18 protein-coding genes are annotated in these 22,184 nt (G+C 60.9%); 12 read left to right on the top strand and 6 right to left on the bottom strand.

Going from position 1 to position 22,184, the window contains the following annotated elements:
- Together J3D54_RS11770 and J3D54_RS11765 are read left to right on the top strand one after the other, a co-directional pair.
- Entirely contained in the window at positions 1-519 is a 519-nt protein-coding gene (locus J3D54_RS11770) for a DUF3299 domain-containing protein (protein ID WP_018925681.1), read from the top strand.
- Positions 520-739: 220 nt separating this feature from the next.
- Positions 740-1,438, top strand: coding sequence for an OmpW family protein (locus J3D54_RS11765; protein ID WP_253418172.1), 699 nt, complete (start codon positions 740-742; stop codon positions 1,436-1,438).
- Positions 1,439-1,638: 200 nt separating this feature from the next.
- Here the strand turns inward: J3D54_RS11765 and J3D54_RS11760 are convergent, their stop codons facing one another.
- Together J3D54_RS11760 and J3D54_RS11755 are read right to left on the bottom strand one after the other, a co-directional pair.
- A complete protein-coding gene (locus J3D54_RS11760; protein ID WP_253418170.1) occupies positions 1,639-2,568 on the bottom strand; it encodes an NAD-dependent epimerase/dehydratase family protein in 930 nt (309 codons plus the stop codon).
- Complete coding sequence (locus J3D54_RS11755) at positions 2,561-3,445, bottom strand: sugar nucleotide-binding protein (protein WP_253418168.1); 885 nt, start codon at positions 3,443-3,445, stop codon at positions 2,561-2,563. The genes J3D54_RS11760 and J3D54_RS11755 overlap by 8 nt, the downstream gene beginning before the upstream one ends.
- Before the next feature lie 325 nt (positions 3,446-3,770).
- On the opposite strand from J3D54_RS11755, the gene J3D54_RS11750 reads away from it, so the two are divergent.
- The gene (locus tag J3D54_RS11750) at positions 3,771-8,102 is read left to right on the top strand and encodes a DEAD/DEAH box helicase (RefSeq protein WP_253418166.1); all 4,332 of its coding nucleotides are present in this window, start codon (positions 3,771-3,773) and stop codon (positions 8,100-8,102) included.
- A 133-nt stretch (positions 8,103-8,235) separates the two neighbouring features.
- Here the strand turns inward: J3D54_RS11750 and J3D54_RS11745 are convergent, their stop codons facing one another.
- On the bottom strand, positions 8,236-10,356 hold the full coding sequence (locus J3D54_RS11745) for a mechanosensitive ion channel family protein (protein ID WP_253418164.1): 2,121 nt from the start codon (positions 10,354-10,356) through the stop codon (positions 8,236-8,238).
- 357 nt (positions 10,357-10,713) lie between these two features.
- Between J3D54_RS11745 and J3D54_RS11740 the strand changes: the two genes are divergently transcribed.
- The 5 genes from J3D54_RS11740 (at position 10,714) to J3D54_RS11720 (ending at position 16,033) form a co-directional block, all read left to right on the top strand.
- A complete protein-coding gene (locus J3D54_RS11740; RefSeq protein WP_253418162.1) occupies positions 10,714-11,925 on the top strand; it encodes an MFS transporter in 1,212 nt (403 codons plus the stop codon).
- Positions 11,926-12,046: 121 nt separating this feature from the next.
- Positions 12,047-12,973, top strand: a complete 927-nt coding sequence (locus J3D54_RS11735; protein ID WP_253418159.1) for a DUF72 domain-containing protein — start codon at positions 12,047-12,049, stop codon at positions 12,971-12,973.
- Positions 12,970-13,767, top strand: coding sequence for an endonuclease/exonuclease/phosphatase family protein (locus J3D54_RS11730; RefSeq protein WP_253418157.1), 798 nt, complete (start codon positions 12,970-12,972; stop codon positions 13,765-13,767). The genes J3D54_RS11735 and J3D54_RS11730 overlap by 4 nt, the downstream gene beginning before the upstream one ends.
- A complete protein-coding gene (gene clsB, locus J3D54_RS11725; protein WP_253418155.1) occupies positions 13,764-15,050 on the top strand; it encodes a cardiolipin synthase ClsB in 1,287 nt (428 codons plus the stop codon). The genes J3D54_RS11730 and clsB overlap by 4 nt, the downstream gene beginning before the upstream one ends.
- On the top strand, positions 15,047-16,033 hold the full coding sequence (locus J3D54_RS11720; protein WP_253418153.1) for a lysylphosphatidylglycerol synthase domain-containing protein: 987 nt from the start codon (positions 15,047-15,049) through the stop codon (positions 16,031-16,033). Before clsB ends, J3D54_RS11720 begins: the two co-directional genes overlap by 4 nt.
- Before the next feature lie 35 nt (positions 16,034-16,068).
- Here the strand turns inward: J3D54_RS11720 and J3D54_RS11715 are convergent, their stop codons facing one another.
- The 3 genes from J3D54_RS11715 to J3D54_RS11705 form a co-directional block, all read right to left on the bottom strand.
- Complete coding sequence (locus tag J3D54_RS11715; protein ID WP_253418151.1) at positions 16,069-16,827, bottom strand: S9 family peptidase; 759 nt, start codon at positions 16,825-16,827, stop codon at positions 16,069-16,071.
- The gene (locus J3D54_RS11710) at positions 16,817-17,926 is read right to left on the bottom strand and encodes a DUF3182 family protein (RefSeq protein WP_253418149.1); all 1,110 of its coding nucleotides are present in this window, start codon (positions 17,924-17,926) and stop codon (positions 16,817-16,819) included. The genes J3D54_RS11715 and J3D54_RS11710 overlap by 11 nt, the downstream gene beginning before the upstream one ends.
- A 217-nt stretch (positions 17,927-18,143) precedes the next feature.
- On the bottom strand, positions 18,144-19,139 hold the full coding sequence (locus J3D54_RS11705; RefSeq protein ID WP_253418147.1) for a GlxA family transcriptional regulator: 996 nt from the start codon (positions 19,137-19,139) through the stop codon (positions 18,144-18,146).
- A gap of 101 nt (positions 19,140-19,240) precedes the next feature.
- Here J3D54_RS11705 and J3D54_RS11700 point away from each other — a divergent pair, with 101 nt between their 5' ends.
- From J3D54_RS11700 to J3D54_RS11685, 4 genes are all read left to right on the top strand, one after another.
- Positions 19,241-19,789 carry a cysteine hydrolase family protein gene (locus J3D54_RS11700; protein ID WP_253418145.1) on the top strand — a complete coding sequence of 183 codons (549 nt, stop codon included), beginning with the start codon at positions 19,241-19,243 and terminating at the stop codon, positions 19,787-19,789.
- 357 nt (positions 19,790-20,146) lie between these two features.
- Entirely contained in the window at positions 20,147-20,728 is a 582-nt protein-coding gene (locus J3D54_RS11695; protein ID WP_253418143.1) for a YjfI family protein, read from the top strand.
- A gap of 24 nt (positions 20,729-20,752) precedes the next feature.
- On the top strand, positions 20,753-21,451 hold the full coding sequence (locus J3D54_RS11690) for a PspA/IM30 family protein (RefSeq protein ID WP_253418141.1): 699 nt from the start codon (positions 20,753-20,755) through the stop codon (positions 21,449-21,451).
- A 169-nt stretch (positions 21,452-21,620) separates the two neighbouring features.
- Positions 21,621-22,184 (top strand): rhomboid family intramembrane serine protease, encoded by a 564-nt coding sequence (locus J3D54_RS11685; RefSeq protein ID WP_253418139.1) that lies wholly within the window; start codon positions 21,621-21,623, stop codon positions 22,182-22,184.

Genomic DNA, 22,184 nt, shown 5'->3' with positions numbered 1-22,184 from the left:
ATGCCCCGCGCCCTGCTTGCGCTGTTGATGCTGGTCGCCCTGCCGCTGTGGGCGGCCGAGCCGAAAGACCTGACCTGGTCGGAAATGATCCCGCCGGATGCCCCGCCGGAAGTGCCGAACATGACGCCGCTGCACGACCTGTCGAAGATGAGTGATGCATTGTCCGCAGAGTCGGCCCCGGCCGCCAAACAAGACATGCCGAACGCGCCAGTGGTGAAAAGTCTCGATGGCCAGAACATTCGCTTGCCGGGGTACATCGTGCCGCTGGAAGTCAGTGAAGAAGGCCGCACCACGGAGTTTCTGCTGGTGCCGTATTTCGGCGCCTGCATCCACGTACCACCGCCGCCGTCGAACCAGATCGTGCATGTCAAAAGCGAAGTCGGCGTGAAGCTCGATGAGCTGTATCAGCCGTACTGGGTCGAAGGTGCGTTGCAGGTCAAGGCGTCCACCAGCGAACTGGCAGATGCCGGGTATCAGATGGAGGCGCAGAAGATTTATGTGTATGAACTGCCGGAGTGAATCCGGCAGTTATCTGTCGCCTACAAGATTGCCATCGCGGGCAAGCCCGCTCCCACAGGCTTTGCATTGCCTTTGTGGGAGCGGGCTTGCCCGCGATGAGGCCCTCAAAAACTCCGCAAAAATCAGCCCATCACTGTTTCATTGAGCTGAGTCAAAAGACCGTATCAGTTGGATCCCTACCATTGGACATCAACCATTTTTAACGTCCTTTGGAGCCCTCATGCACAAGCCCCTGCTCAGCGCTTCGCTGCTTGCCCTCGCGCTCGCAGCCCCGCTCGCCCATGCCCATACCTCCGGCGACTTCATCGTTCGGGCCGGTGCGATCACCGTCAATCCGACAGCCGACAGCTCCAGCGTCAAGGTCGATCAAGGCCCGCTGAAGGGCGCCGACCTGGGTGGCAAGGCCACCATGAGCAGCGACACGCAACTGGGCCTGAACTTCGCCTACATGATCACCAACAACCTGGCGATCGAACTGCTGGCGGCTTCGCCGTTCGAACATGACGTGAAGCTCAAAGGCACCGCGCTCGGCGCCGCCAACGGCAAACTCGGCACCCTGAAACACCTGCCGCCGACCCTGAGCCTGGTCTACTACCCGCTGGACGCCAAGTCCGCGTTCCAGCCGTATGTTGGCGGCGGTATCAACTACACCTGGATCTACGACGAAAGCCTCAGCAGCGAAGCTCGCGCCAACGGCTTCAGCAACTTCAAGGCGGAAAACTCCTGGGGCCTGGCCTGGGAAGTCGGTGCCGACTACATGCTCACCGACAAGGTGATGATCAACGCCCAAGTGCGCTACATCGACATCGACACCCGTGCGACCGTCGAGAACAATGCCGTGGCCCCGGGCACCCGCGCACGGGTGAACGTGGACGTCGATCCGTTCATCTACATGGTCGGTCTGGGTTACAAGTTCTAAAGAACCGTGGCGAGGAGGCTTGCCCCCGTTCGCCTGCGCAGCAGGCGCCATCCATCCGATGAGGACGTCAGGCGAAATGCAGTGGGGCTGCTTCGCAACCCAACGGGGGCAAGCCCCCTCACCACAAGGAACTGCACCGGTCATATTCGACACACAAAAAAGGCGCCTTCAAGGCGCCTTTTTCACGGCTGTGTAAAACCTCAGAGCCCCAACAACCGCGCCAGGCCAACGCTCATCGGCGTCTGCTCCGGGTAGGTGAACCGCTCCAGCAAACGCCGGTTATTCGCTCGTGAATGGCGGATGTCACCGGAACGCGCCGGGCCATAGCTAACGGGCGGCAGCGTGCCGACCACTGCTTCAAGGGCTTCAAGCATCTGCTTGAGAGTCGTCGCCTGATTCCAGCCGACATTCACCGCCCCGACCTCGACCTGCGGTTTCTCGATGGCTTGCACCAGTACGTCCACCAAGTCCTCGACGTAGACAAAATCCCGAGTCTGCTCGCCATCGCCGAATACGGTAATCGGCAGGCCTTTCTGCGCGCGCTCGCTGAAAATGCTGATCACGCCAGAGTACGGCGAGGACGGATCCTGACGCGGGCCGAAGATGTTGAAGAAGCGGAAAATCACCGGTTCCAGACCATGCTGGCGGCGATAGAAGTCGAAGTAATGCTCGCTCGCCAACTTGTCCGCCGCGTACGGCGTCAACGGTGCCTTGGGCGTGTCTTCGTCGATCGATTCACCTTCGCCATTGTTGCCATAGACCGCTGCGCTGGACGCGTACAACACGCGTTTGACACCGGCCTGACGCATGGCTTCGCAGACGTTCAGCGAGCCTATGAAGTTGCTCTGGTGAGTTTTCACCGGGTCATCCACCGAGGCCTGCACCGAAGCCACTGCGGCCAGATGCGCCACAGCGCTGCAACCGACCATCGCCTGCGCTACCAGCGCGGCATCGGCAACGTCGCCTTCGATCAGTTCGACCAGGGGATTGTCCATCGGCAGGTTACTGCGCTTACCGGTGGACAAGTCATCGAGGATCCGCACCGAATGCCCTTTGGCGAGCAAAGCGTCGGTCAGGTGCGAACCGATGAAACCGGCGCCGCCGGTGATTAAAACAGGGCCGTCAGCCATGGCGATAAAACCTATCCAGTAAGCCCGGGAGTGCCGCGCGCCAGGCGCGGGGTTTGATCCCGAAAGTGTGCAGAATTTTCTTGCAGGCCAGCACCGCGTGTTGCGGTTCTTCGGCAGCGTCGGGCCGTGCGGCGTGAGCCTGGGCGGTCGGCGATTCGATGGCCAGCGGGTGCAGGGCGCGTGCTTCGGTAAGGATTGCCTGCCCCAATGCCAGCGGCGTCGTCGCCTCATGCCCGGCGTAGTGGTAAGTGCCCCACAGCGGCGCTGCGCAATCGAGTTGCTTGAGCACCGAAATGATCACTCGGGCAGCGTCGTCCACCGGCGTCGGATTACCGCGACGATCATCCGCCAACAGCAGCTCTTGCGCTTTCTCGGCCCGAGCCAGGAATCGCCCGAGAGTGCCGTCGGGGCTGTCATCGAGCAACCAGCCGAAACGCAACAACACGTGCTGTGGACAAGTGGCGCGCACACTTTGCTCGATGCGCCACAGGGCCTGACCACGCAGGCCCAGCGGCACCGGTTCGTCTTTTTCGCTGTAGGCGGTCGCCCGGGAGCCATCGAACACGCGATAACTCGACGGTTGCAGCAGCACGATGTTGTGATGCTGGCACAGCTCGGCCAGACGCTCGATGGCGCGCTCCTGCCCAGCCAGACGCTGCTCGCTGACGGTTTCCGCCTGGAACCAGTCGAAATAGTAGGCGAGATTGATCAACGCATCCGGACGGGTATCGTCGAGCAGTTGCGTCAAGCTCGCGGCGTCCCAGCCGTCTTGTGGTGGGCGGGGGGCGAGGAAACCGATGTCTTCCTCCGCACCGAGGCGAATCAGCGCCTGCCCAAGGGCATTTCCGCCGCCCAGTAACATAAGGCGCATTCGCATAGAGTCAGCAAGCCCAGTCTGATTGGAACGATGGCTTTATCGACAGCGCCCGCAGGCGATGTCCTCAATAATTGCCGGAATCGTTGCATTTTGCGGGTTTAGTGCGCAACCGTCATCCGTAAAGTGTAGTTCCCGGGGATTTGTAGTGCTGCCACTGACCCCATCGCGGGCAAGCCCGCTCCCACAGTGTTCTTTGTTGTTCACAAATATTGCATTCACAGAAGATCCCTGTGGGAGCGGGCTTGCCCGCGATGAGGCTCTCAGGATCAGCACAGCTCCTGAGCGGTACTTGCAACTTCCCGTCCCCACCCGCATAAATTGGCTCATGAACCTGCCCATCCCCGCAGACAGCGCTCTGAACGGTTTTCACCCTGCCGTCAGCGCCTGGTTCAGCAACACCTTCGCGACGGCCACCGCCGCCCAAGCCCGTGCGTGGCCGTTGATCCGCCAGCGTCGCTCAACGCTGATTGCCGCGCCCACCGGCTCGGGTAAAACCCTCACCGCGTTTCTGGCCGTGCTCGACGATCTGGTCCATCGCGGCCTGGAAAACCCCGATGGCCTGCCGGACGAAACCCTAGTGGTCTACGTTTCGCCGCTCAAGGCGCTGTCCAACGACATCCAGATCAACCTGCAAAACCCGCTGGTCGGCATCACCGAGCAGTTACGCGTGATGGGCCTGCCCGACGTGCCGATCAGCACTGCCGTGCGCACCGGCGATACGCCGCAAAAAGACCGTTCGGCCATGCGCAAAACCGCGCCGCACATTCTGGTGACCACTCCGGAATCCCTTTACGTGCTACTCGGCTCCGACTCCGGCCGGAAAATGCTCGGCACCACGCAAACGGTGATCGTCGACGAAATCCACGCCATCGCCGCCAGCAAACGCGGCAGCCACCTGGCCTTGAGCCTGGAACGTCTGCAAGCGCTTTGCCCGCAACCGCTGGTGCGAATCGGCCTGTCCGCCACGCAAAAACCCATCGAAGCGGTGTCGCGTTTTTTGGTTGGTCGTGATCGCACCTGCGAAATCATCGACATCGGCCACGCCCGCCCACGGGATCTCGATATAGAAGTGCCTCCCGTGCCGTTGTCAGCGGTGATGGCCAACGACGCGTGGGAGCTGGTCTATGACCGCCTCGCCGCCCTCGCCCGTGAACACCGGACCACGCTAATTTTCGTCAACACCCGGCGTCTGGCCGAACGCCTGAGCCGACACTTGAGCGAACGCCTCGGCAAAGACGCGGTGGCCGCCCACCATGGCAGCCTGGCCAAGGAATTTCGCCTGGACGCCGAGCAACGGCTCAAGCGCGGCGAGCTGCAAGTGCTGATCGCCACCGCCTCGCTGGAATTGGGGATCGATATCGGCGACGTCGACCTGGTGTGCCAGATCGCTTCACCGCGCTCGATTGCCGGGTTTCTGCAACGGGTCGGCCGCTCCGGGCACCAGGTCGGCGGCACGCCCAAGGGCCGGTTGTTCGCCACCACCCGTGACGATCTGATCGAATGCGCCGCCCTGCTCGACTGCGTGCGCCGTGGCGAACTCGACACCTTGCTGATCCCCGAAGCGCCACTGGACGTGCTGGCCCAGCAGATCATCGCCGAGGTCAGCTGTCAGGAATGGCAGGAACAAGCGCTGCTGGAGATGCTGCGTAAGGCCTCGCCTTACGCTAACCTCGACGAAAAACACTATCAGGCTCTGCTGCAAATGCTCGCCGAGGGCTACAACGGTCGCCAGGGCATACGTAGCGCGTACCTGCACCGGGACGCCGTAAGCCGCACCCTACGCGGTCGTCGGGGCGCCAAGCTGACCGCCGTGACCAGCGGCGGGACGATTCCCGACAACGCCGACTACAGCGTGTTGCTGGAGCCTCAAGGGCTGAACATCGGTAGCGTCAACGAAGACTTCGCGGTGGAAAGCATCGCCGGGGATATCTTTCAGCTGGGCAATACCTCGTATCGAATCCTGCGGGTCGAAACCGGCAAGGTCCGAGTCGAAGATGCTCAGGGCCAGCCGCCGACCATTCCGTTCTGGCTCGGTGAAGCACCCGGTCGCAGCAATGAACTGTCGTTCGCCGTGGCCCGCCTGCAAGCACAACTCGATGAACTGCTCGCCGCCACACCCGGCAATCTGCAACCGGCCCTCGACTGGCTGACCGACACTCTCGGCCTGAACCTCGCCAGCGCCGAGCAACTGGTCGACTATCTGGCCCGAGCCCGCCTGACCCTCGGCGCCTTGCCGTCCCAGGACACACTGGTGATGGAGCGGTTTTTCGACGAGTCCGGCGGTACGCAACTGATCATCCATTCGCCGTTCGGCAGCCGTATCAATCGAGCCTGGGGCCTGGCCCTGCGCAAGCGTTTCTGCCGCACCTTCAATTTCGAATTGCAGGCCGCCGCCAGCGAGGACGCCATCGTGCTGTCGCTGTCCACCAGCCACAGCTTCGAACTGGATGACGTCTGGCGCTACTTGCACAGCAACAGTGCCGAACACACCTTGATTCAAGCGGTACTCGAGGCGCCGTTGTTCGGCGTGCGCTGGCGCTGGAACGCCGGGGTCGCCTTGGCGCTGCCACGCTACAGCGGCGGGCGCAAAGTACCGCCGCAGATCCAGCGGATGAAAAGCGAAGACCTGATCGCCAGCGTGTTTCCCGATCAGATCGCCTGCGTGGAAAACCTCGCCGGCGAGCGCGAGATTCCCGACCATCCGCTGGTGGAACAAACCCTCGACGACTGCCTGCATGAAGCCATGGACAGCGAAGGCTGGCTGGCGTTGTTGCGGCGCATGGAACAGGGCGATATCCACCTGATCAGCCGCGACCTGCCGGCGCCTTCGCCACTGGCGGCAGAAATCCTCAGTGCCCGCCCCTACACCTTCCTCGACGACGCACCGCTGGAAGAACGGCGCACTCAGGCGGTGCTCAACCGCCGCTGGAGCGATCCGCAGTCCACCGATGACCTCGGCGCGCTGGACGCCGACGCGATTACCGCGGTGCGCGACGAAGCCTGGCCAACGCCAACCGGCCTCGATGAAATGCATGAAGCCTTGATGAGCCTGGCGTGCATCACCGAGGCCGAGGCCCAGGCCAACCCGAATTGGCTCGAGTGGCTGAACACCCTGGCCAACAGTGGCCGCGCCAGCCGTTTGCAGATCAACGCCAAGCAATCGCTGTGGCTGCCACTGGAGCGACTGACCTGCCTGCGGGCGATTTATCCACAGGCCACATTGCTTCCACCGCTGGAGCCGTTGCCCGGTTTTGATGAAATCTGGGAGCCGGACGAAGCGGTGCTGGAAGTGATCCGTGCGCGGCTCAGCGCGTTTGGCCCGTTGCCGCTGAAGATGATTGCCGAACCGCTTGGATTACCGGCGCTTCAAGTCACTCAGGCCCTGGCCCAACTGGAACGCGAAGGCTACGTGCTGCGCGGGCAATTCACCCCACGCGCAAGTGAGGAAGAATGGTGCGAACGGCATTTGCTGGCGCGGATTCATCGCTACACGGTCAAACGGCTGCGCCGGGAAATCGAGCCGGTGGCGCTGCAGGATTTCATGCGTTTCCTGTTCGACTGGCAGCACCTGTCCGCCGCGAGCCGAGGCCAGGGCAGCGCAGTGTTGTCGGCGATCATCAGCCAGTTCGAAGGCTACCCCGCCGCCGCTTCGGCATGGGACAGCGACATTCTGCCGGCGCGGCTCAAAGACTATTCGGCGAGCTGGCTGGATGAGTTGTGCCGCAGCGGCAAACTGGTCTGGACCCGCCTGACCGCACGCAACAAGAGCGCCGGCACGGCATTGCGCAGCACCCCGATTCTGCTGCTGCCGCGTAGCCAGGTCGGGTTGTGGAGCAGCTTGACCGAGCAGACGCCGGTCAGCGAACTGTCGCCCAAAACACAAAAAGTCCACGAAGCGCTCAGCCAGCACGGCGCACTGTTTTTCGATGAGCTGATTCACGAGGCCCATCTGCTGCGCTCGGAACTGGAAATCGCCCTGCAGGAACTGGTCGGTGCCGGACTGGTAAACGCCGACAGTTTCGCCGGGTTGCGGGCACTGATCACCCCGGCCAGCAGACGCCAGAATCGCAGCAGTCGACGCGGGCGTGGCGCGTTTGTCGGCGGGATGGACGACGCCGGGCGCTGGGCGTTGTTGCGCCGCGGTGCTGCCGCGTCGGCTGTGGATAAGCCGGTTGTGGATAAACCACGCCCGACGTCCACGCCCACAGAAACCCTGGAACACATCGCCATGACCTTGCTGCGCCGGTACGGGGTGGTGTTCTGGCGCTTGCTGGAGCGTGAGGCGGATTGGTTGCCGAGTTGGCGGGAATTGTTGCGCACACTTCATCGGCTGGAAGCCCGGGGCGAGATCCGTGGTGGGCGGTTTATCAGTGGTTTGGCCGGTGAACAGTTTGCCCTGCCCGAGGCGATCCCGTTGCTGCGCGAAGTCAGGCGACGCCCCCATGACGGCAGTCTGATTGCGGTGTGCGGGGTGGATCCGCTGAACCTCGCCGGCACCCTGTTGCCGGGCGCGAAAGTACCGGCGCTGGTGAGCAATCGGCTGGTGTATCGCGATGGCTTACCGGCTGCCGCCGAGATCGCCGGCAAGCAGCAGCTCTGGCTGGAGCTGGATCAGCAGGCCAGTGCCGAGGTGCTTAGTAAATTGATCCGGCATTGATGTTGGTTGGTCCGGCCCTATCGCGGGCAATCCCGCTCCCACAGTGTTTTCTGTTGTTCACAAATATTGCATTCACAGAAGATCCCTGTGGGAGCGGGCTTGCCCGCGATAGGGCCATCCGCGTCAACACAAGTCATTGGGTACGCGGCTGATCCGGCAACACCACCGGCGAATCCTCCCGCTTCGGCCCATGATCCTCCCGCTCATCCACATGCCTTTTGGGCAGCAAAACCTGTTGTGGATAAGTCTGCGCGAAATGCACCCATGGGCTGTTATCCACAAGCTTTTTCAGACGCTGATTGAACGCCCGGCTCACTGCATATTGCCCACCCGACACGGTACGGAACTGCGCCGTCACCACCACGCCATTGAGGTCCATTTTGTCGACGCCGAACACGTCCAGCGGCCCCTGCAAGTTGTACTTGAGGAACGCATCTTCACGGATTGAATCCCCGGCCTCGCGGATCAGTTCGATGGCCTTGTCGACATCGGTGTCGTAGGTGAACTGCACCGAGAAAAACGCAAAGGCAAACTGCCGCGATTGATTGGTCACGGCCTTGATCTGGCCGAATGGCACCGAGTGCACAAAACCCTTGCCATCGCGCAGGCGCAAGGTGCGGATGGTCAGGCCTTCGACGGTGCCGGCATGACCGGAGTCGAGCACCACCCAATCGCCGATCGACAAGGTGTCTTCGATGATGATGAACAACCCGGTGATCACGTCCTGCACCAATTGCTGGGAGCCGAAACCGATGGCCAGACCGACCACCCCGGCACCCGCCAGTAGCGGCGCGACATTGATTCCCAGATTGGCCATGGTGGTGATCGCGCAAATCACCACCAGGATGATTTTGATCGCGTTGCGCAGCAGCGGCAGGATAGTTTTCACCCGCGTACTCGGCTGACGCGCCGAGCGCTTGCTGACCGGTGGTTTCAAGGCTTCCTGAATCGCGGTGTCGAGCACCACCCAGAGCAACCACGTCACCAGCAAGATCATCCCGATGCTGCTTAATGAGCTACTGATCGCCCGCCCCACAGAGTTGCGTTCGGCAAACTCGAACAATGATACGCCCCAGATTCGTCCGAGGATTTCGATGAAGGTCACCGCCATGACGATCCGCAACAAGGCGTGGAGCAAACTGAGCAAACGCTCTTTGTAAGCGCTGCTGCGCTGGATCGCCTGGGCTTTTCGCGACTTAAACAGGTGCTGAAAAATCGTGCTGAGAAACACCGTGGCGATCAACAGCAGGGTGGTGAACAACGCACAGCGAAGGGCCTTTTGATTGTCTTCGCCGACGCCAATCAGGTTGATTGCCGAGACCAGCACCATCAGCAGAATCGGCCAGTACCAGAGCCCGGAAAAGATTCGCAGGGACTCCTGCAACGACGGCGGCTTCAGACGCTGGGCCAACGGCCGGTTGCGGATCAGATGCGCCACCGGACGACGCAGGCGAATCACCAGTAACCCGAAAATGATCGATGCGAACAACCCGGTAAAAACCGCGACACTGCTGGTGATATTGCCGCCCAGCTGCCGGGCGATCTGCGGGCTGGTCAAGGCATCGCTCAGCGCCGCCAGAAAACCGATCATGAACAGCGGTCTGGGGCAGTAGTCGCGAATGATCTGCACCGCCGGGCGCTTGTGGCCGGTGTTGAACATGACGATCACACAGAGCAGCATCGAGGTCGAAAAAATGCCGCTGCTGGTGGCGTAGGCAAAACACAGCGCCAGGGCGCGACCGATCGAAGCTTGCAGGAAATGGCTGACGTAGAGGGTCAGCGGCAGACAGATCACGGCTGGCAAGGTAAACGGCATCACATATTTGAGCAGGTCCTGGCTGCGCTGGCGCGTTCGCAAACAACGGCCCTGGTTCAAATGCCTGGCCACAATACCACCGAGCACTGTGAGCAAGGCAAACGCGCCGAGCCAGACACCGGACAACAACGTGAAATCACCGGCCACGCCCCAGGAGGAGCGGGACGATGGCTGATTCACCAGTTTATCCACTTCATCCGCCGCCCGACCGGCGCGCAGGCGCCAGGCATCCACCAGGTTTTCGTTGAGGTCGAGCTTGTCCTGAACGTCGTCGATGCTGGAGCTGATGGCCCCGAGCAAGCCACCCTGGACCAGCGGCTCTGTCTTGGCGGGCTCTTCGGCTGCTGCGGGAACGCCCGGCAACGTGGCGGCTTCCAGTTCGTTGCTGCCCAGAAACAGCAACGCCCCCAGTAGTATCGCGGTCTTGAACTTGAGCAAAACGCGGAGCTCCTTCACAAGGGTCTGTAAGGAACTGATTGGCAAATGGCGGCTGAGTTCGGTTTTGGACCATCAGATATCGAACACTACAAATACGTTGTGGCGAGGGGGCTTGCCCCCGTTCGGCTGCGAAGCAGTCGTAAATCCAGCAAATGCGGTGGGTCAGGAGGAACCAGTCGGCAGTTTTTGGGGCCGCTTCGCAGCCCAACGGGGGCAAGCCCCCTCACCACAGGGTTTGATGGACAGCCGCTCGATATTTGACCAACACGCAAATATCAAATGCCCACCCCTGTATTTTTCCGCACGCCCCAAACCCCGACACTGCGCTCCATCAATCAATCCACCGGAGTTGCAGCCATGCCCATTGCCTTGCTGGCGCTGACCCTCAGCGCTTTCGCCATCGGGACGACGGAGTTCGTCATCGTTGGCCTGTTACCCACCATCGGCGCCGACCTCGGCGTCAGCCTGCCGTCCGCCGGTCTGCTGGTCAGCCTGTATGCACTCGGGGTGGCCGTCGGCGCGCCGGTGCTGACCGCCCTTACCGGTAAAGTCCCGCGCAAATTGCTGCTGTTGTCGCTGATGGTGCTGTTCACCCTTGGCAACTTGTTGGCCTGGAAAGCGCCGAGCTACGAGTCGCTGATCATTGCGCGGATCGTCACCGGACTGGCCCACGGGGTGTTTTTCTCGATTGGCTCAATCATCGCCACCAGCCTGGTGCCGAAGGAAAAAGCCGCCAGCGCGATTGCCATCATGTTCACCGGCCTGACCGTCGCGCTGGTCACCGGCGTGCCGTTGGGGACATTTATCGGTCAGCATTTCGGCTGGCGTGAAACCTTCCTCGCCGTGTCTGCATTGGGTGTGATCGCCTTCATCGGCAGCCTGCTTTATGTGCCGAAAAACATCGCCCACAGCAAACCAGCTTCGCTGTTGCAGCAGTTGCAGGTACTGAAACAACCGCGCCTGCTGTTGGTGTATGCCATGACGGCGATCGGCTATGGCGGCTCGTTCATCGCCTTCACCTTTCTGGCGCCGATTCTTCAGGACATTGCAGGCTTCAGCGCCAGCACCGTCAGCCTGGTGCTGCTGGTGTATGGCATCTCGGTGGCCGTCGGCAACATCTGGGGCGGCAAACTGGCGGACAAACGCGGTCCGATCGGCGCCCTGAAAATCATCTTCGCCCTGCTCGCCGCCGTGCTGTTCGTACTGACCTTCACCGCCGCCAATCCATGGCTGGCCCTGGCCACTGTGCTGGTCTGGGGTGCGGTGGCGTTCGGCAACGTGCCGGGGCTGCAGGTGTATGTGGTGCGCCAGGCCGAACATCACACCCCGCATGCGGTGGACGTGGCGTCGGGCCTGAACATTGCGGCGTTCAACCTCGGCATTGCCGGTGGTGCGTGGGGTGGTGGTTTGATCGTGGCACACATGGGCCTGATCCATACCGCGTGGATCGGTAGCCTGGTGGTGTTGGTGGCGCTGGCACTGACCGCCTGGAGTGGTCGTCTGGATCGGTTGGGGCCGGTGTATGCCGAGTCGGGTGAAGGTTCGGCCCGTATGGCCACCGGTCACTGACGGCCCGCTCCCACATTTGGTTTGTGGTGTTTTTGAGTTTTACCGTTCGTAGCCCCGCCGAAACTTTCACGCACGCCTGGCAGTCATCAAAAAACAGAGCCATCCGGGGATAGGAGGCGACATGGCGGCGATACATATCGGCATTTCAGGCTGGCGCTACACGCCCTGGCGGGGAGTTTTCTACCCGCAGGGGCTGACCCACAAACGCGAATTGCAATTCGCGTCGCGAGCGGTGAACAGCATCGAAATCAATGGATCGTTTTACGCCCTGCAACGGCCCGAACGTTACGCCCAGTGGTACGCAGAAACCCCGCCAGGCTTCGTGTTCAGCGTCAAGGCGCCGCGTTTCATCACCCACATCAAGCGCTTGCGGGAGATCCATAAACCCCTGGCTAATTTTTTCGCCTCCGGGGTGCTGGAGCTCAAGGAAAAACTCGGACCGATCCTCTGGCAGTTTCCGCCCAGCTTCAAATTCGATCCCGAGCTGTTCGAACACTTTCTTGAACAACTTCCCCACGACACCGAACAGGCCGCCGCCCTCGCCCGCCAGCACGAACCACGTCTGAACGGTCACGCCAGCATGAAGGCCTACGGAAAAAAAACCGTGCGCCATGCCGTGGAAATTCGTCACGAAAGCTTCGTCGACCCGGCCTTCGTGCGCCTGCTCAAACGCTACAACACTGCACTGGTGATTGCCGACACCGCCGGTAAATGGCCGTACCGCGAAGACCTCACCAGCGATTTCGTCTACCTGCGCCTGCACGGCGCCGAAGAACTCTACGCCAGCGGTTACACCCCTCAAGCGCTGCAACGCTGGGGCGACCGGATCGAGGCCTGGCATCACGGCCAGCAACCGACAGATCCGCAACTGATCGCGCCCCGGCAAAAACCCAAGACTCGCAGATCCCGGGAAGTGTTTTGCTATTTCGATAACGACATCAAAGTCCGCGCGCCTTTCGATGCCCGCCGCCTGCTTGAGCGTTTGCATCTCGACAAAGGCCTTGTCACTGCCCCCGGCGAGCCGGTTGCCGAAGGAGCGCTGCCATGAGCATCCCCGAACCGGTCGGCGGAACGGATGAACAGCAATCCATCATCAATGCCGTGAGCCGCTTCACCGTGCTGACGGTCAACACCCACAAGGGGTTCACCGCGCTCAATCGGCGCTTCATCCTGCCCGAGTTGCGCGAAGCGGTGCGCAGTGTGTCCGCCGATGTGGTGTTTTTGCAGGAAGTCCACGGCACCCACGAGCATCATCCTCAGCGCTACACCAATTGGCCGGCAATGCCTCAATACGAATTCCTTGCCGATACCCTGTGGCCGCAATTCGCCTACGGACGCAACGCGGTCTACCCGGCGGGTGATCACGGCAATGCACTGTTGTCGAAGTTCCAGATCGTGCGTCACGACAATCTCGATGTGTCCATCAGCGGCCATGAGAACCGTGGGGTCCTGCATTGCGTGCTGCGCATGCCCGGCGATGGCCGGGAAGTGCATGCCATTTGTGTCCATCTGGGGCTACGCGAAAGTCACCGCACGGCACAACTCAAACTGTTGACCCAGCGTCTGGAAGCGTTGCCGCAAGATGCCCCGGTGGTCGTCGCCGGCGACTTCAACGACTGGCGCCAGCGCGCCGACGCACTGCTCAAGCCTTGCGGATTGCGTGAGGTGTTCGCCGAGTTGCACGGCAAACCGGCGCGCAGTTTCCCGGCGCGTTTACCGACGTTACGCCTGGACCGTATTTACGTGCGCAACCTCAAGGCCAGTCATCCGCAAGTGCTGGCGGCGCGGCCCTGGTCCCACCTTTCCGACCATGCGCCACTGTCGGTGGAGATCGAGCTATGAGCAGCCCATCGATGGAAAAGACCACAGTCGAACACGTTCCCCCGCCTCCCCCCGTGCGCGAGCCTGCGGTGGCTGACATCGAATACGGTTGGCACGGCAACAACCGGGTCCAATTGCTGGAAAACGGTGAGGTGTACTTTCCACGGGTGTTTGAAGTGCTGCGTCAGGCCCAGAGTGAAATCCTGCTGGAGACCTTCATTGTGTTCGAGGACAAGGTCGGCAATGAGCTTAAACAGATCCTGATTGAAGCGGCGCAACGCGGCGTGCGTATTACTGTCAGTCTCGATGGATTCGGTTGTGGCGAACTGAGTACGACGTTCCTCGCCGCCCTGAGTAATGCGGGTGTGCACCTGCAAATATTCGACCCCGCCCCGCGATACCTGGGCATCCGCACTAACTGGTTCCGCCGCCTGCACCGCAAGATTGTGGTGGTCGACGGTACGATTGCGTTCCTCGGCGGAATCAACTTTTCGGCCGACCATTTGGCCGACTTCGGCCCTGAGGCCAAACAGGATTATTCCGTTGAAGTACAAGGCCCGGCGGTAGCCGACATTCATCACTTCGCCCTCCTGCAAAGCGGTCGTCCGGCCCGGGCCAAATACTGGTGGCAGCGCCGCCGGCAGAGGCATGCCGAACTGGCGGTCAGTGATCATGATGGTCAGGTGCGGCTGGTGTATCGCGACAACGCAGAACACCCCAGCGATATCGAAGAGGTGTACCTGCAGGTGGTGCGCAGTGCCCGGCGTCGCGTGGTGATCGCCAACGCCTACTTCTTTCCAGGCTATCGGCTGCTGCGCGAGATCCGCAATGCGGCGCGCCGCGGGGTCGAGGTGCGCCTGATTCTTCAGGGGCAACCGGACTTGCGGGTGGCCAGGCTTGCCGCGCGCCTGACCTACGACTACCTGCTGCGCGCCGGGGTGGTGATCTATGAATATTGCGACCGCCCCCTGCATGGCAAAGTCGCCCTGGTCGACGAGGACTGGAGCACCGTCGGCTCAAGCAATCTCGACCCGCTGAGCCTGTCCCTGAACCTGGAAGCCAATGTGCTGATCCGCGACCGTGTCTTCAACCGCGATCTGTACGAGCGTCTCGATGAGTTAAGCAGCAACCATTGCAAGGTCATGTCGGTGGACACGGCGCCTCGCGGGCGGATCTGGCACATGACCATCGGCTTTCTGGTGTTCCACTTCCTGCGGCATTTCCCGGCGTGGGCCGGTTGGTTGCCGGCGCATAATCCGCGCCTGAAGCCCTTTGTCCATCCGCCCGGGAGCGCCAAGGCATGAGCCATTCCGAAGCGCAGCCTGCGCCGCACGCCGAGACGCCGGGTAAACACCGCTGGCAACGCTGGAAAAGGCCGCTGACGATGCTGTTTTTCCTGGCGCTGATCGTTTTGTTCACGATGCTCGCCCAGCGCATCGAATGGAACGAGGTGTTCGATACCCTGGCTGATTTCAAAGTGCGTACGTTGATCATTGCGTCAGGTGTGACCCTGGCAAGTTTTCTGGTCTATGCCTGTTTCGACCTGATCGGGCGCACCTACATCCGGCAGAACCTGACCTGGCGACAGATCTTGCCGGTGGGGATCATCAGCTATGCCTTCAACCTCAACCTGACCGCCTGGGTCGGCGGCGTCGCCATGCGTTATCGGCTGTATTCGCGGCTCGGTGTGAGCAAAGGCAACATCGCAAAAATCCTCGGGCTGAGCCTGGCGACCAACTGGTTCGGCTACATGGTGATTGCCGGCGCGGTGTTCAGCAGCGGCCTGATGCGAATGCCGCCGGGCTGGAAAGTGAGCAGCAATGCACTGCAAGACGTGGGGATTTTGTTGCTGCTGTTGAGCATGGGATATCTGGCGGCCTGCCGGTATTCCAAGCGCCGGAAATGGTCGATTCGCGGCGTGGATATCATTCTGCCGTCGCTACGCATGGCAATCCTGCAACTAGCCCTCGGCGCACTGAACTGGGCGCTGATGGCGGCGGTGATCTTCACGTTGCTGCCGAGCAAACTGGACTATCCGCTGGTGCTTGGTGTGTTGCTGATCAGCGCCATTGCCGGAGTCATCACCCACATCCCGGCCGGGCTCGGCGTGTTGGAGGCGGTGTTCGTGGCGCTGCTGCAGCATGAGGTGTCACGGGGCAGCCTGGTGGCCGGATTGATCGCTTATCGGGCGATCTATTTCATTCTGCCGTTGTTGATAACGGTGGTGATGTACCTGGTGGTGGAAGCCAGGGCCAAGTCGTTGCGGATCTCGAAAAAACCTTCTTGAGAAATGATGGTGAGGCGGTAAGAACACCACACACCTCATGCCGATTGAATAATGCTCAACCGCTCACCCACCACCATCTCAGTGATCCAGCCCACCAGGATTGAGGTGTACGCCTGCTGTGAAACCGGATCGCTCAAGGCGTGATCGGCACCGTCGATGATTCGGTGAGTCAGCGAGTGAGTCCGCTGACACGCCGCGCGGTAACTCATGATCGTCGCATGGGGCACATAGGCGTCAGTCTCGGACTCCACCAACAACACATCCCCGGTAAATTGCGAGCAGGCGTGCAACGCGCGATTACTGTCGGCGCGCACCAGCGTGCCGCGATAGTCGCGCAAGTCGGCTTTGTCCAACTCACGCTTGGGCGTGTGCCACAAGTCGTCGCGATACAGCGCTGGCACCCGCAGCGCCAACCAGCGCACCGGACGCAACGTCGTCAGGATCGCCGCCAGATAACCGCCATAACTGGTGCCGACCACCGCAATCGCGGACGTGTCGAGCGCCGGGTGGGCGAGCAAGCGGTCGTAGGCCGCCAACAGGTCGCGCAGGTTGTCTTCGCGGGTGACCCGGGTCAACGGAATGCCGGTCCCGCCGGTATGGCCGCGCAAGTCGAACGTCAGGCACACACAACCCAACCCGGCGATGCCTTTGGCGCGCTCCAGGTCGCGCTCCTGACTACCGCCCCAACCGTGGACGAAAAGCACACCCGGAACTTTCGATTTGGGGCTGAGGAAAGTCCCGCTCATCTGTTCATCGTCGATGTCGATCTGAATGATTTCGCTTCTAGCCGTCATAGGAATTGACCGTCACGTACTTGAGAAGAAAGTCACTGTGTTCCGCCGGCCCGCGGTAGACCTCGATGGCGTTCGCTGGCAGCGTTTGATCGCTATAGGTTTCGACCGAGGACACGCGAATCGCACGCAGGCCGGGGTCGTTGACGAAGCTTTGCAACGCCGCGACTTCGGCACTGCTGGCACCGCCCAAGCGCCAGGATTGTTCGAGCACGCCGCTGCGTTGTTGGCCGTTGCAGTCCAGCCCCTGGGCGATGTCGTAGTTGCGCCGCGAAGCATAGAAACCGGGGTAGGCTTCATCCGCCGCGCTGTCGAATACCTGTGCCTGCTGGATCGCCAGCCTCACGTCATCCGGCAGTTCCAGCGCCAGCAGGTCCTCGTAATAACCCTGCACCACCAACAGGTTGGACCCTCCATAAACCTGCTCGCCCTGAGCGTCTTCGGTCAAGTATTGATCACCGCAATAACTCAGCACTTTGTCGCCGATGAAGCTCTGGCCGACGCTGTGGGTGATCACCTCAGTCAAGTCCTGTTCCAGCACCACCCCTTCGCTGAACAGTGCCTTGGCATCGGGGCGAGCGAGGATGGCGTCGAACTGGTCGAGGCTCTTGATCACTTCCTGACCGCGTCCGGCGCAGGCGTGAATAGGCTTGATGCGGATCGGGCCGCTGTAGAGCAGGTGCTCCGCTGCCGGGCGCGCATCGTCCAGGGAGAACACGCTGAGGCCATCGAGCACGACGCTGCGCACCCGTTCGCAAAACAACGGCGCCCAGCCTTCGGGCGCGAACGCATGGCGGCTCAACAGCCCATGACTGATGGCTTTGGTACAGATGAAATCGTGATCAACGTAACCGCCCCACAAATCCTCCGGCCCTTTGACGCCCAGCTGCCGGGCCGCAGCGACACCCACCAGCGTCTGGGTCGGCAGCAGATAGAGGTCACGGCCGCCGTGCAGCCCCGGGTCGTAACTGCCGCCGTACTCAAGACCGACGATCCGCGCCAGCCAGCGGGCCAGCGCGCGATTGGTTTCGACTTCGTGCTGCGGGGCATCGGGCCTCACCGAATGGGCGAGTACCAGTTTATTGCGACTTGTTGGGGTCATGGGGTCCCCTTCAATCTGCGTTGGATAAATGTAGCTGGAGGGGTGCAGGGATCAGGCCAATGACGGCTGATGAAGAACGACTTTTAAATCAGTCGGTTGCCCAGACAGTAATAGCATTACGCCTGTTTGATTCTGCACGACGCCCTTCAGGACTCTGGCATTTTGCACGACTCGAACCTGCCACCGCTCCCACACGTTTTGATCGGGTGCGCTCTGACTACCGAGCTACAACTGCTGTCGGCGTCACGCCAAACCGCGTCCGGTAATCACTCGGCGCCAGCCCGGTAATCTTTTTGAACGTTGCACGAAACGCACTCGGGTCCTGATAACCCACGGTCCAGGCAATGTGATCAATGGTGCTGTTGGTGAACTCGAGCATCTCGCGCGCCTTGCCGACACGCAGATGCTGGCAGTACTCGGTGGGTTTCAACCCGGTTGCCGCACGGAATCGCCGCAGAAAAGTGCGCTCTTCCAACCCCGCCCGTTCGGCCATTGCCCCCAGCGAGACATCGATCGCCCCGGTGCTTTGCAGCCAATGCTGGACCTTGAGAATCGAGGCATCGCCATGGCTGAGAATCGGTGAAAAATTACTGCCGCACTCGCTCGCGCTGTCGCTGTGCTCCACCACCAGAAACCGTGCCGTGCTGGTGGCGATGCTCGGCCCCAACAAACGGTTCACCAGCCTTAACCCCAGCTCTGACCAGGCCATCAGCCCGGCCGTGGTAATCAGGTCACCGTCATCGACGATGGGCGTGTCAGCCTTGAGTTTGATCGCCGGGTAACGCTCGGCGAAGGCTTTGGCCGAGGTCCAATGAGTGGTGGCGCTACGGCCGTCGAGCAGACCGCTTTCAGCCAACAGGATCGAGCCCACGCAAACCCCGCCCAACGTAGCGCCGTTGGCGTGTTGCCGACGAATCCAGCGGATCAGCCCTTGCGATGCCTGGCCCTCGGCAAAGCCGCCAATCGACGGCGGGATCAACACCGCGACCAACGCTTCGGCCGGGCCGGGTTGACTGTCATAGACCCGCTCTGGCACCTGATCGCCCTCGACCCGCCAATGACTGACCCGCAACAACGGCAATTGCGCCGTCTGATGCTCGGCGGCAATCCGGTTGGCCACTCCGAACAGATCCGTCAGCCCATGCACCGCCGCCATCTGCGCGCCGGGATAGATCAGCACGCCCAATTCGACGACTGCCCTTTCTACGCCCATTGTCAGTTTTCCCCCTTCTATTGTCGGTGCGGCCAATCCTCGGACGGCCTGCAAAACCTAATACTTGAATCACACCCAACAAGCACTTCGAGGAAACACTCATGGCCAAGCAAGCACTCATCGTAGTCGATATCCAGAACGACTACTTCCCCCAAGGCAAGTGGCCGCTGGTGGGCGCCGACGCCGCTGCGGACAACGCCGCGCGGCTGATTCAGGCGTTCCGCGAGGCCGGTGATCCGGTGGTGCACATCCGTCACGAATTCACCTCCGACGCCGCACCGTTTTTCACCCCAGGCTCCGACGGCGCGAAGCTGCACCCCAAAGCCCTGAACCGCGCCGATGAACCGGTGGTACTCAAGCACTTCGTCAACGCGTTCCGCGAAACCGAGCTCAAGGCCATCCTCGACCAGCAAGGCATCGAGCACCTGGTGGTCGTCGGCAGCATGAGCCACATGTGCATCGACGGCGTCACTCGTGCCGCAGCCGACTTCGGCTACTCGGTCACGGTGATCCACGACGCCTGCGCCACCCGTGACCTGGAGTTCAACGGCGTCACCGTCCCGGCCGCCCACGTGCATGCCGCGTTCATGTCAGCCCTGGGGTTTGCTTATGCAAGCGTGGTGTCCACTGATGACTTTCTGGCTGGTTAGATGAGGAACCTGTGGGAGCGGGCTTGCCCGCGAAAGCGATGTATCAGTCGACACTTATGGTGACTGACACGACGCATTCGCGGGCAAGCCCGCTCCCACAGGATTGCGCTCAACTGACTGGCATTGGCTGCTGCCCTTCTCCATACACCTGCGCAACCGTCGAAAAAATCTCACGCGTGAGCTATTGAGGGCTGCAAAAATTGCCTGTAGTGTTATCACGCGTGAGTTTTTCACAACGGGATCAGCACTATGAAAAGCAGCTCTCCATCAGATCCGCCTACCGGTTCTATTACCGATTCAGCGAGCCGCAAGGGAGAGCGCTCGAAACCATCCGCGAAAAAACCATCGAGCTTTTACATGAAGCAGATGCGCGCGGGCCTGGGTGCCGCCGGCTATGTGAAACACGAGACTTGGGTGCTTCCCGAAAACCGAAGCCTGCTCAAGCAGATGGAGAAACAGCTACGCCAACCGATTCTGGCTGGCTCATTCATGTCGGAGAATTACATGAGCGCAGGTAACAACTGGAACATCGATCGCCTCTACAGCGCCCTTCAGGCCCTCGACGAAGTGGTTGCGAACGACATCACCCTTTCCCTCGTTCAAGGCTCCGAGTCCAGCATCAAGCTGGAAATGAACGATTTCGGTGGCTTACCGATTTACATCGCAGTGGTGGGCGATCAGATCATCGTGGATACGGTTCTGGTCGATGTCGAGTCGATCAACGACGTGCCGGCCTTCAACGATGCCGTGCTGCGCAGCCGGGAAATGTTCCCGCTGTCCTCGATCGGAATCGAGTCCATGCCTAACGGTCAGATCGTTTACAACATGTTCGGCGCACTGAGCTCCGACTCCAGCCTGACCAACGTCGTGACCGAGGTCAAAACCCTCGTCGACAACGTCCAGCGCGCCAGCGAAGCCTTCGAACGCTTCTTCAATTAATTATTCGGGAACAGGAAATATCCAATGACTCAGTCCATCTGGAGCAAATTGTTCACCGCGTTGCGTGGCGGTGCCACTGAAGTCGGCGAATCGATCGTCGACCAACAGGCCCTGCGCATTCTCGACCAGGAAATTCGCGATGCTGACAGCGCGCTGGCCAATGCCAAGCGTGAGCTGGTCACCATCATGGCCAAGCACAAACTGTCGGCTGACCGCGTCAGCGAGTACAACGCCAAGATCAAGGACCTGGAATCCAAGGCCCTGGCCGCGATCCAGGCCAACCGCGAAGACCTGGCACTGGAAGTGGCCGAAGCCATTTCGACCCTGACCAATGAACTGGATGTCGAGCAGAAGCAGGCCACCGAATTCGGTGGTTACGCGGACAACATGCGCAAAGACATCACCAAGGCCGAAAACCGCATCAAAAGCCTGCGCCAGCAAGTGGACATGGCCAAGGCGCGCGAAAGCGTACAGAAAGCCCAGGTCAGCGCTTCGATCGCCAGTGGCGGCGCCAACGGCAAGCTGGAAACCGCCGTTGGTACACTGAACCGCCTGCAAGCCAAGCAGCAGCAACGCGCGGCTGAACTGCAAGCCCAAGACGAACTGGCCGATGCATCGACCGGCACCGACCTGGAACGCAAGCTTCGCGAAGCCGGCATCACGCCGGACTCGGGCAGTGCCAATGCGATTCTGGAACGTCTGAAGCAAAAATCGGCTGAGTAATCGACTCAAGTGCCGGATGCATAACCTGTGGGAGCGAGCCTGCTCGCGAAGAGGGAGTGTCAGTCGACATCAATGTTGCCTGACAAAACGCTTCGCGAGCAGGCTCGCTCCCACAATGGATTGCGTTTCAATTTTCGTCGAGTCGAGTCGAGTTGAGTCGAGGTCAAGGATGGATGCCCTGAAGGGTTTCAAGACAATCGCTGGCCTGGCCATCTTCATGGTTGCGCTGCAACTGCTCAATGTGGCGACCGGCTACAGCCTTAATGCCTTCGGTCTGGTTCCGAGAACCTTGCACGGCCTGGTCGGCATCATCACCTCGCCTTTCTTGCACACATCCTTTGCGCACCTGAGCGCCAACCTGATTGCCTTTTTGATCCTCGGTACCCTGGTCATTGTCGAAGGGCTCAACCGGTTCATGGCCGTCAGCGCCATCATCATTTTGCTGGGCGGTTCGCTGATCTGGCTGTTCGGTTTTGCCGGCGTGCATATCGGTGCCAGCGGCTGGGTGTTCGGGCTGTGGGCGTACCTCCTGTCACGCGCCTGGTTCCAGAGAAGCTGGAGCAACCTGATAACGGCCAGTGTCGTGGCCCTGCTCTATGGAGGGCTGATTGTTGGCTTCCTTCCTCGCCGGGGCATTTCCTTCGAAGGGCATATTTTTGGTGCAATCGCCGGATTTATTGCAGCCAAGGTACTGTTATCTACGCCGCGCAGCAGGTTTAATGCCGCCCGGTAA

It is taken from the genome of Pseudomonas sp. GGS8, from assembly GCF_024168645.1.
Lineage (GTDB): Bacteria > Pseudomonadota > Gammaproteobacteria > Pseudomonadales > Pseudomonadaceae > Aquipseudomonas.
Note: the sequence above shows the minus strand (reverse complement) of the source record. Positions and strands in the feature narration are given on the sequence as shown.

Excerpts from the sequence above, each read along its gene's own strand:
- J3D54_RS11735 (WP_253418159.1), top strand. The coding sequence starts at position 12,047 with ATGGCGGCGATACATATCGGCATTTCAGGCTGGCGCTACACGCCCTGG.
- J3D54_RS11685 (WP_253418139.1), top strand. The coding sequence starts at position 21,621 with ATGGATGCCCTGAAGGGTTTCAAGACAATCGCTGGCCTGGCCATCTTC.
- J3D54_RS11770 (WP_018925681.1), top strand. The coding sequence starts at position 1 with ATGCCCCGCGCCCTGCTTGCGCTGTTGATGCTGGTCGCCCTGCCGCTG.
- J3D54_RS11730 (WP_253418157.1), top strand. The coding sequence starts at position 12,970 with ATGAGCATCCCCGAACCGGTCGGCGGAACGGATGAACAGCAATCCATC.
- J3D54_RS11710 (WP_253418149.1), bottom strand. The coding sequence starts at position 17,926 with ATGACCCCAACAAGTCGCAATAAACTGGTACTCGCCCATTCGGTGAGG.
- J3D54_RS11715 (WP_253418151.1), bottom strand. The coding sequence starts at position 16,827 with ATGACGGCTAGAAGCGAAATCATTCAGATCGACATCGACGATGAACAG.
- J3D54_RS11695 (WP_253418143.1), top strand. The coding sequence starts at position 20,147 with ATGAAGCAGATGCGCGCGGGCCTGGGTGCCGCCGGCTATGTGAAACAC.
- J3D54_RS11740 (WP_253418162.1), top strand. The coding sequence starts at position 10,714 with ATGCCCATTGCCTTGCTGGCGCTGACCCTCAGCGCTTTCGCCATCGGG.
- J3D54_RS11765 (WP_253418172.1), top strand. The coding sequence starts at position 740 with ATGCACAAGCCCCTGCTCAGCGCTTCGCTGCTTGCCCTCGCGCTCGCA.
- clsB (WP_253418155.1), top strand. The coding sequence starts at position 13,764 with ATGAGCAGCCCATCGATGGAAAAGACCACAGTCGAACACGTTCCCCCG.
- J3D54_RS11700 (WP_253418145.1), top strand. The coding sequence starts at position 19,241 with ATGGCCAAGCAAGCACTCATCGTAGTCGATATCCAGAACGACTACTTC.
- J3D54_RS11720 (WP_253418153.1), top strand. The coding sequence starts at position 15,047 with ATGAGCCATTCCGAAGCGCAGCCTGCGCCGCACGCCGAGACGCCGGGT.
- J3D54_RS11760 (WP_253418170.1), bottom strand. The coding sequence starts at position 2,568 with ATGGCTGACGGCCCTGTTTTAATCACCGGCGGCGCCGGTTTCATCGGT.
- J3D54_RS11750 (WP_253418166.1), top strand. The coding sequence starts at position 3,771 with ATGAACCTGCCCATCCCCGCAGACAGCGCTCTGAACGGTTTTCACCCT.
- J3D54_RS11755 (WP_253418168.1), bottom strand. The coding sequence starts at position 3,445 with ATGCGAATGCGCCTTATGTTACTGGGCGGCGGAAATGCCCTTGGGCAG.
- J3D54_RS11690 (WP_253418141.1), top strand. The coding sequence starts at position 20,753 with ATGACTCAGTCCATCTGGAGCAAATTGTTCACCGCGTTGCGTGGCGGT.
- J3D54_RS11705 (WP_253418147.1), bottom strand. The coding sequence starts at position 19,139 with ATGGGCGTAGAAAGGGCAGTCGTCGAATTGGGCGTGCTGATCTATCCC.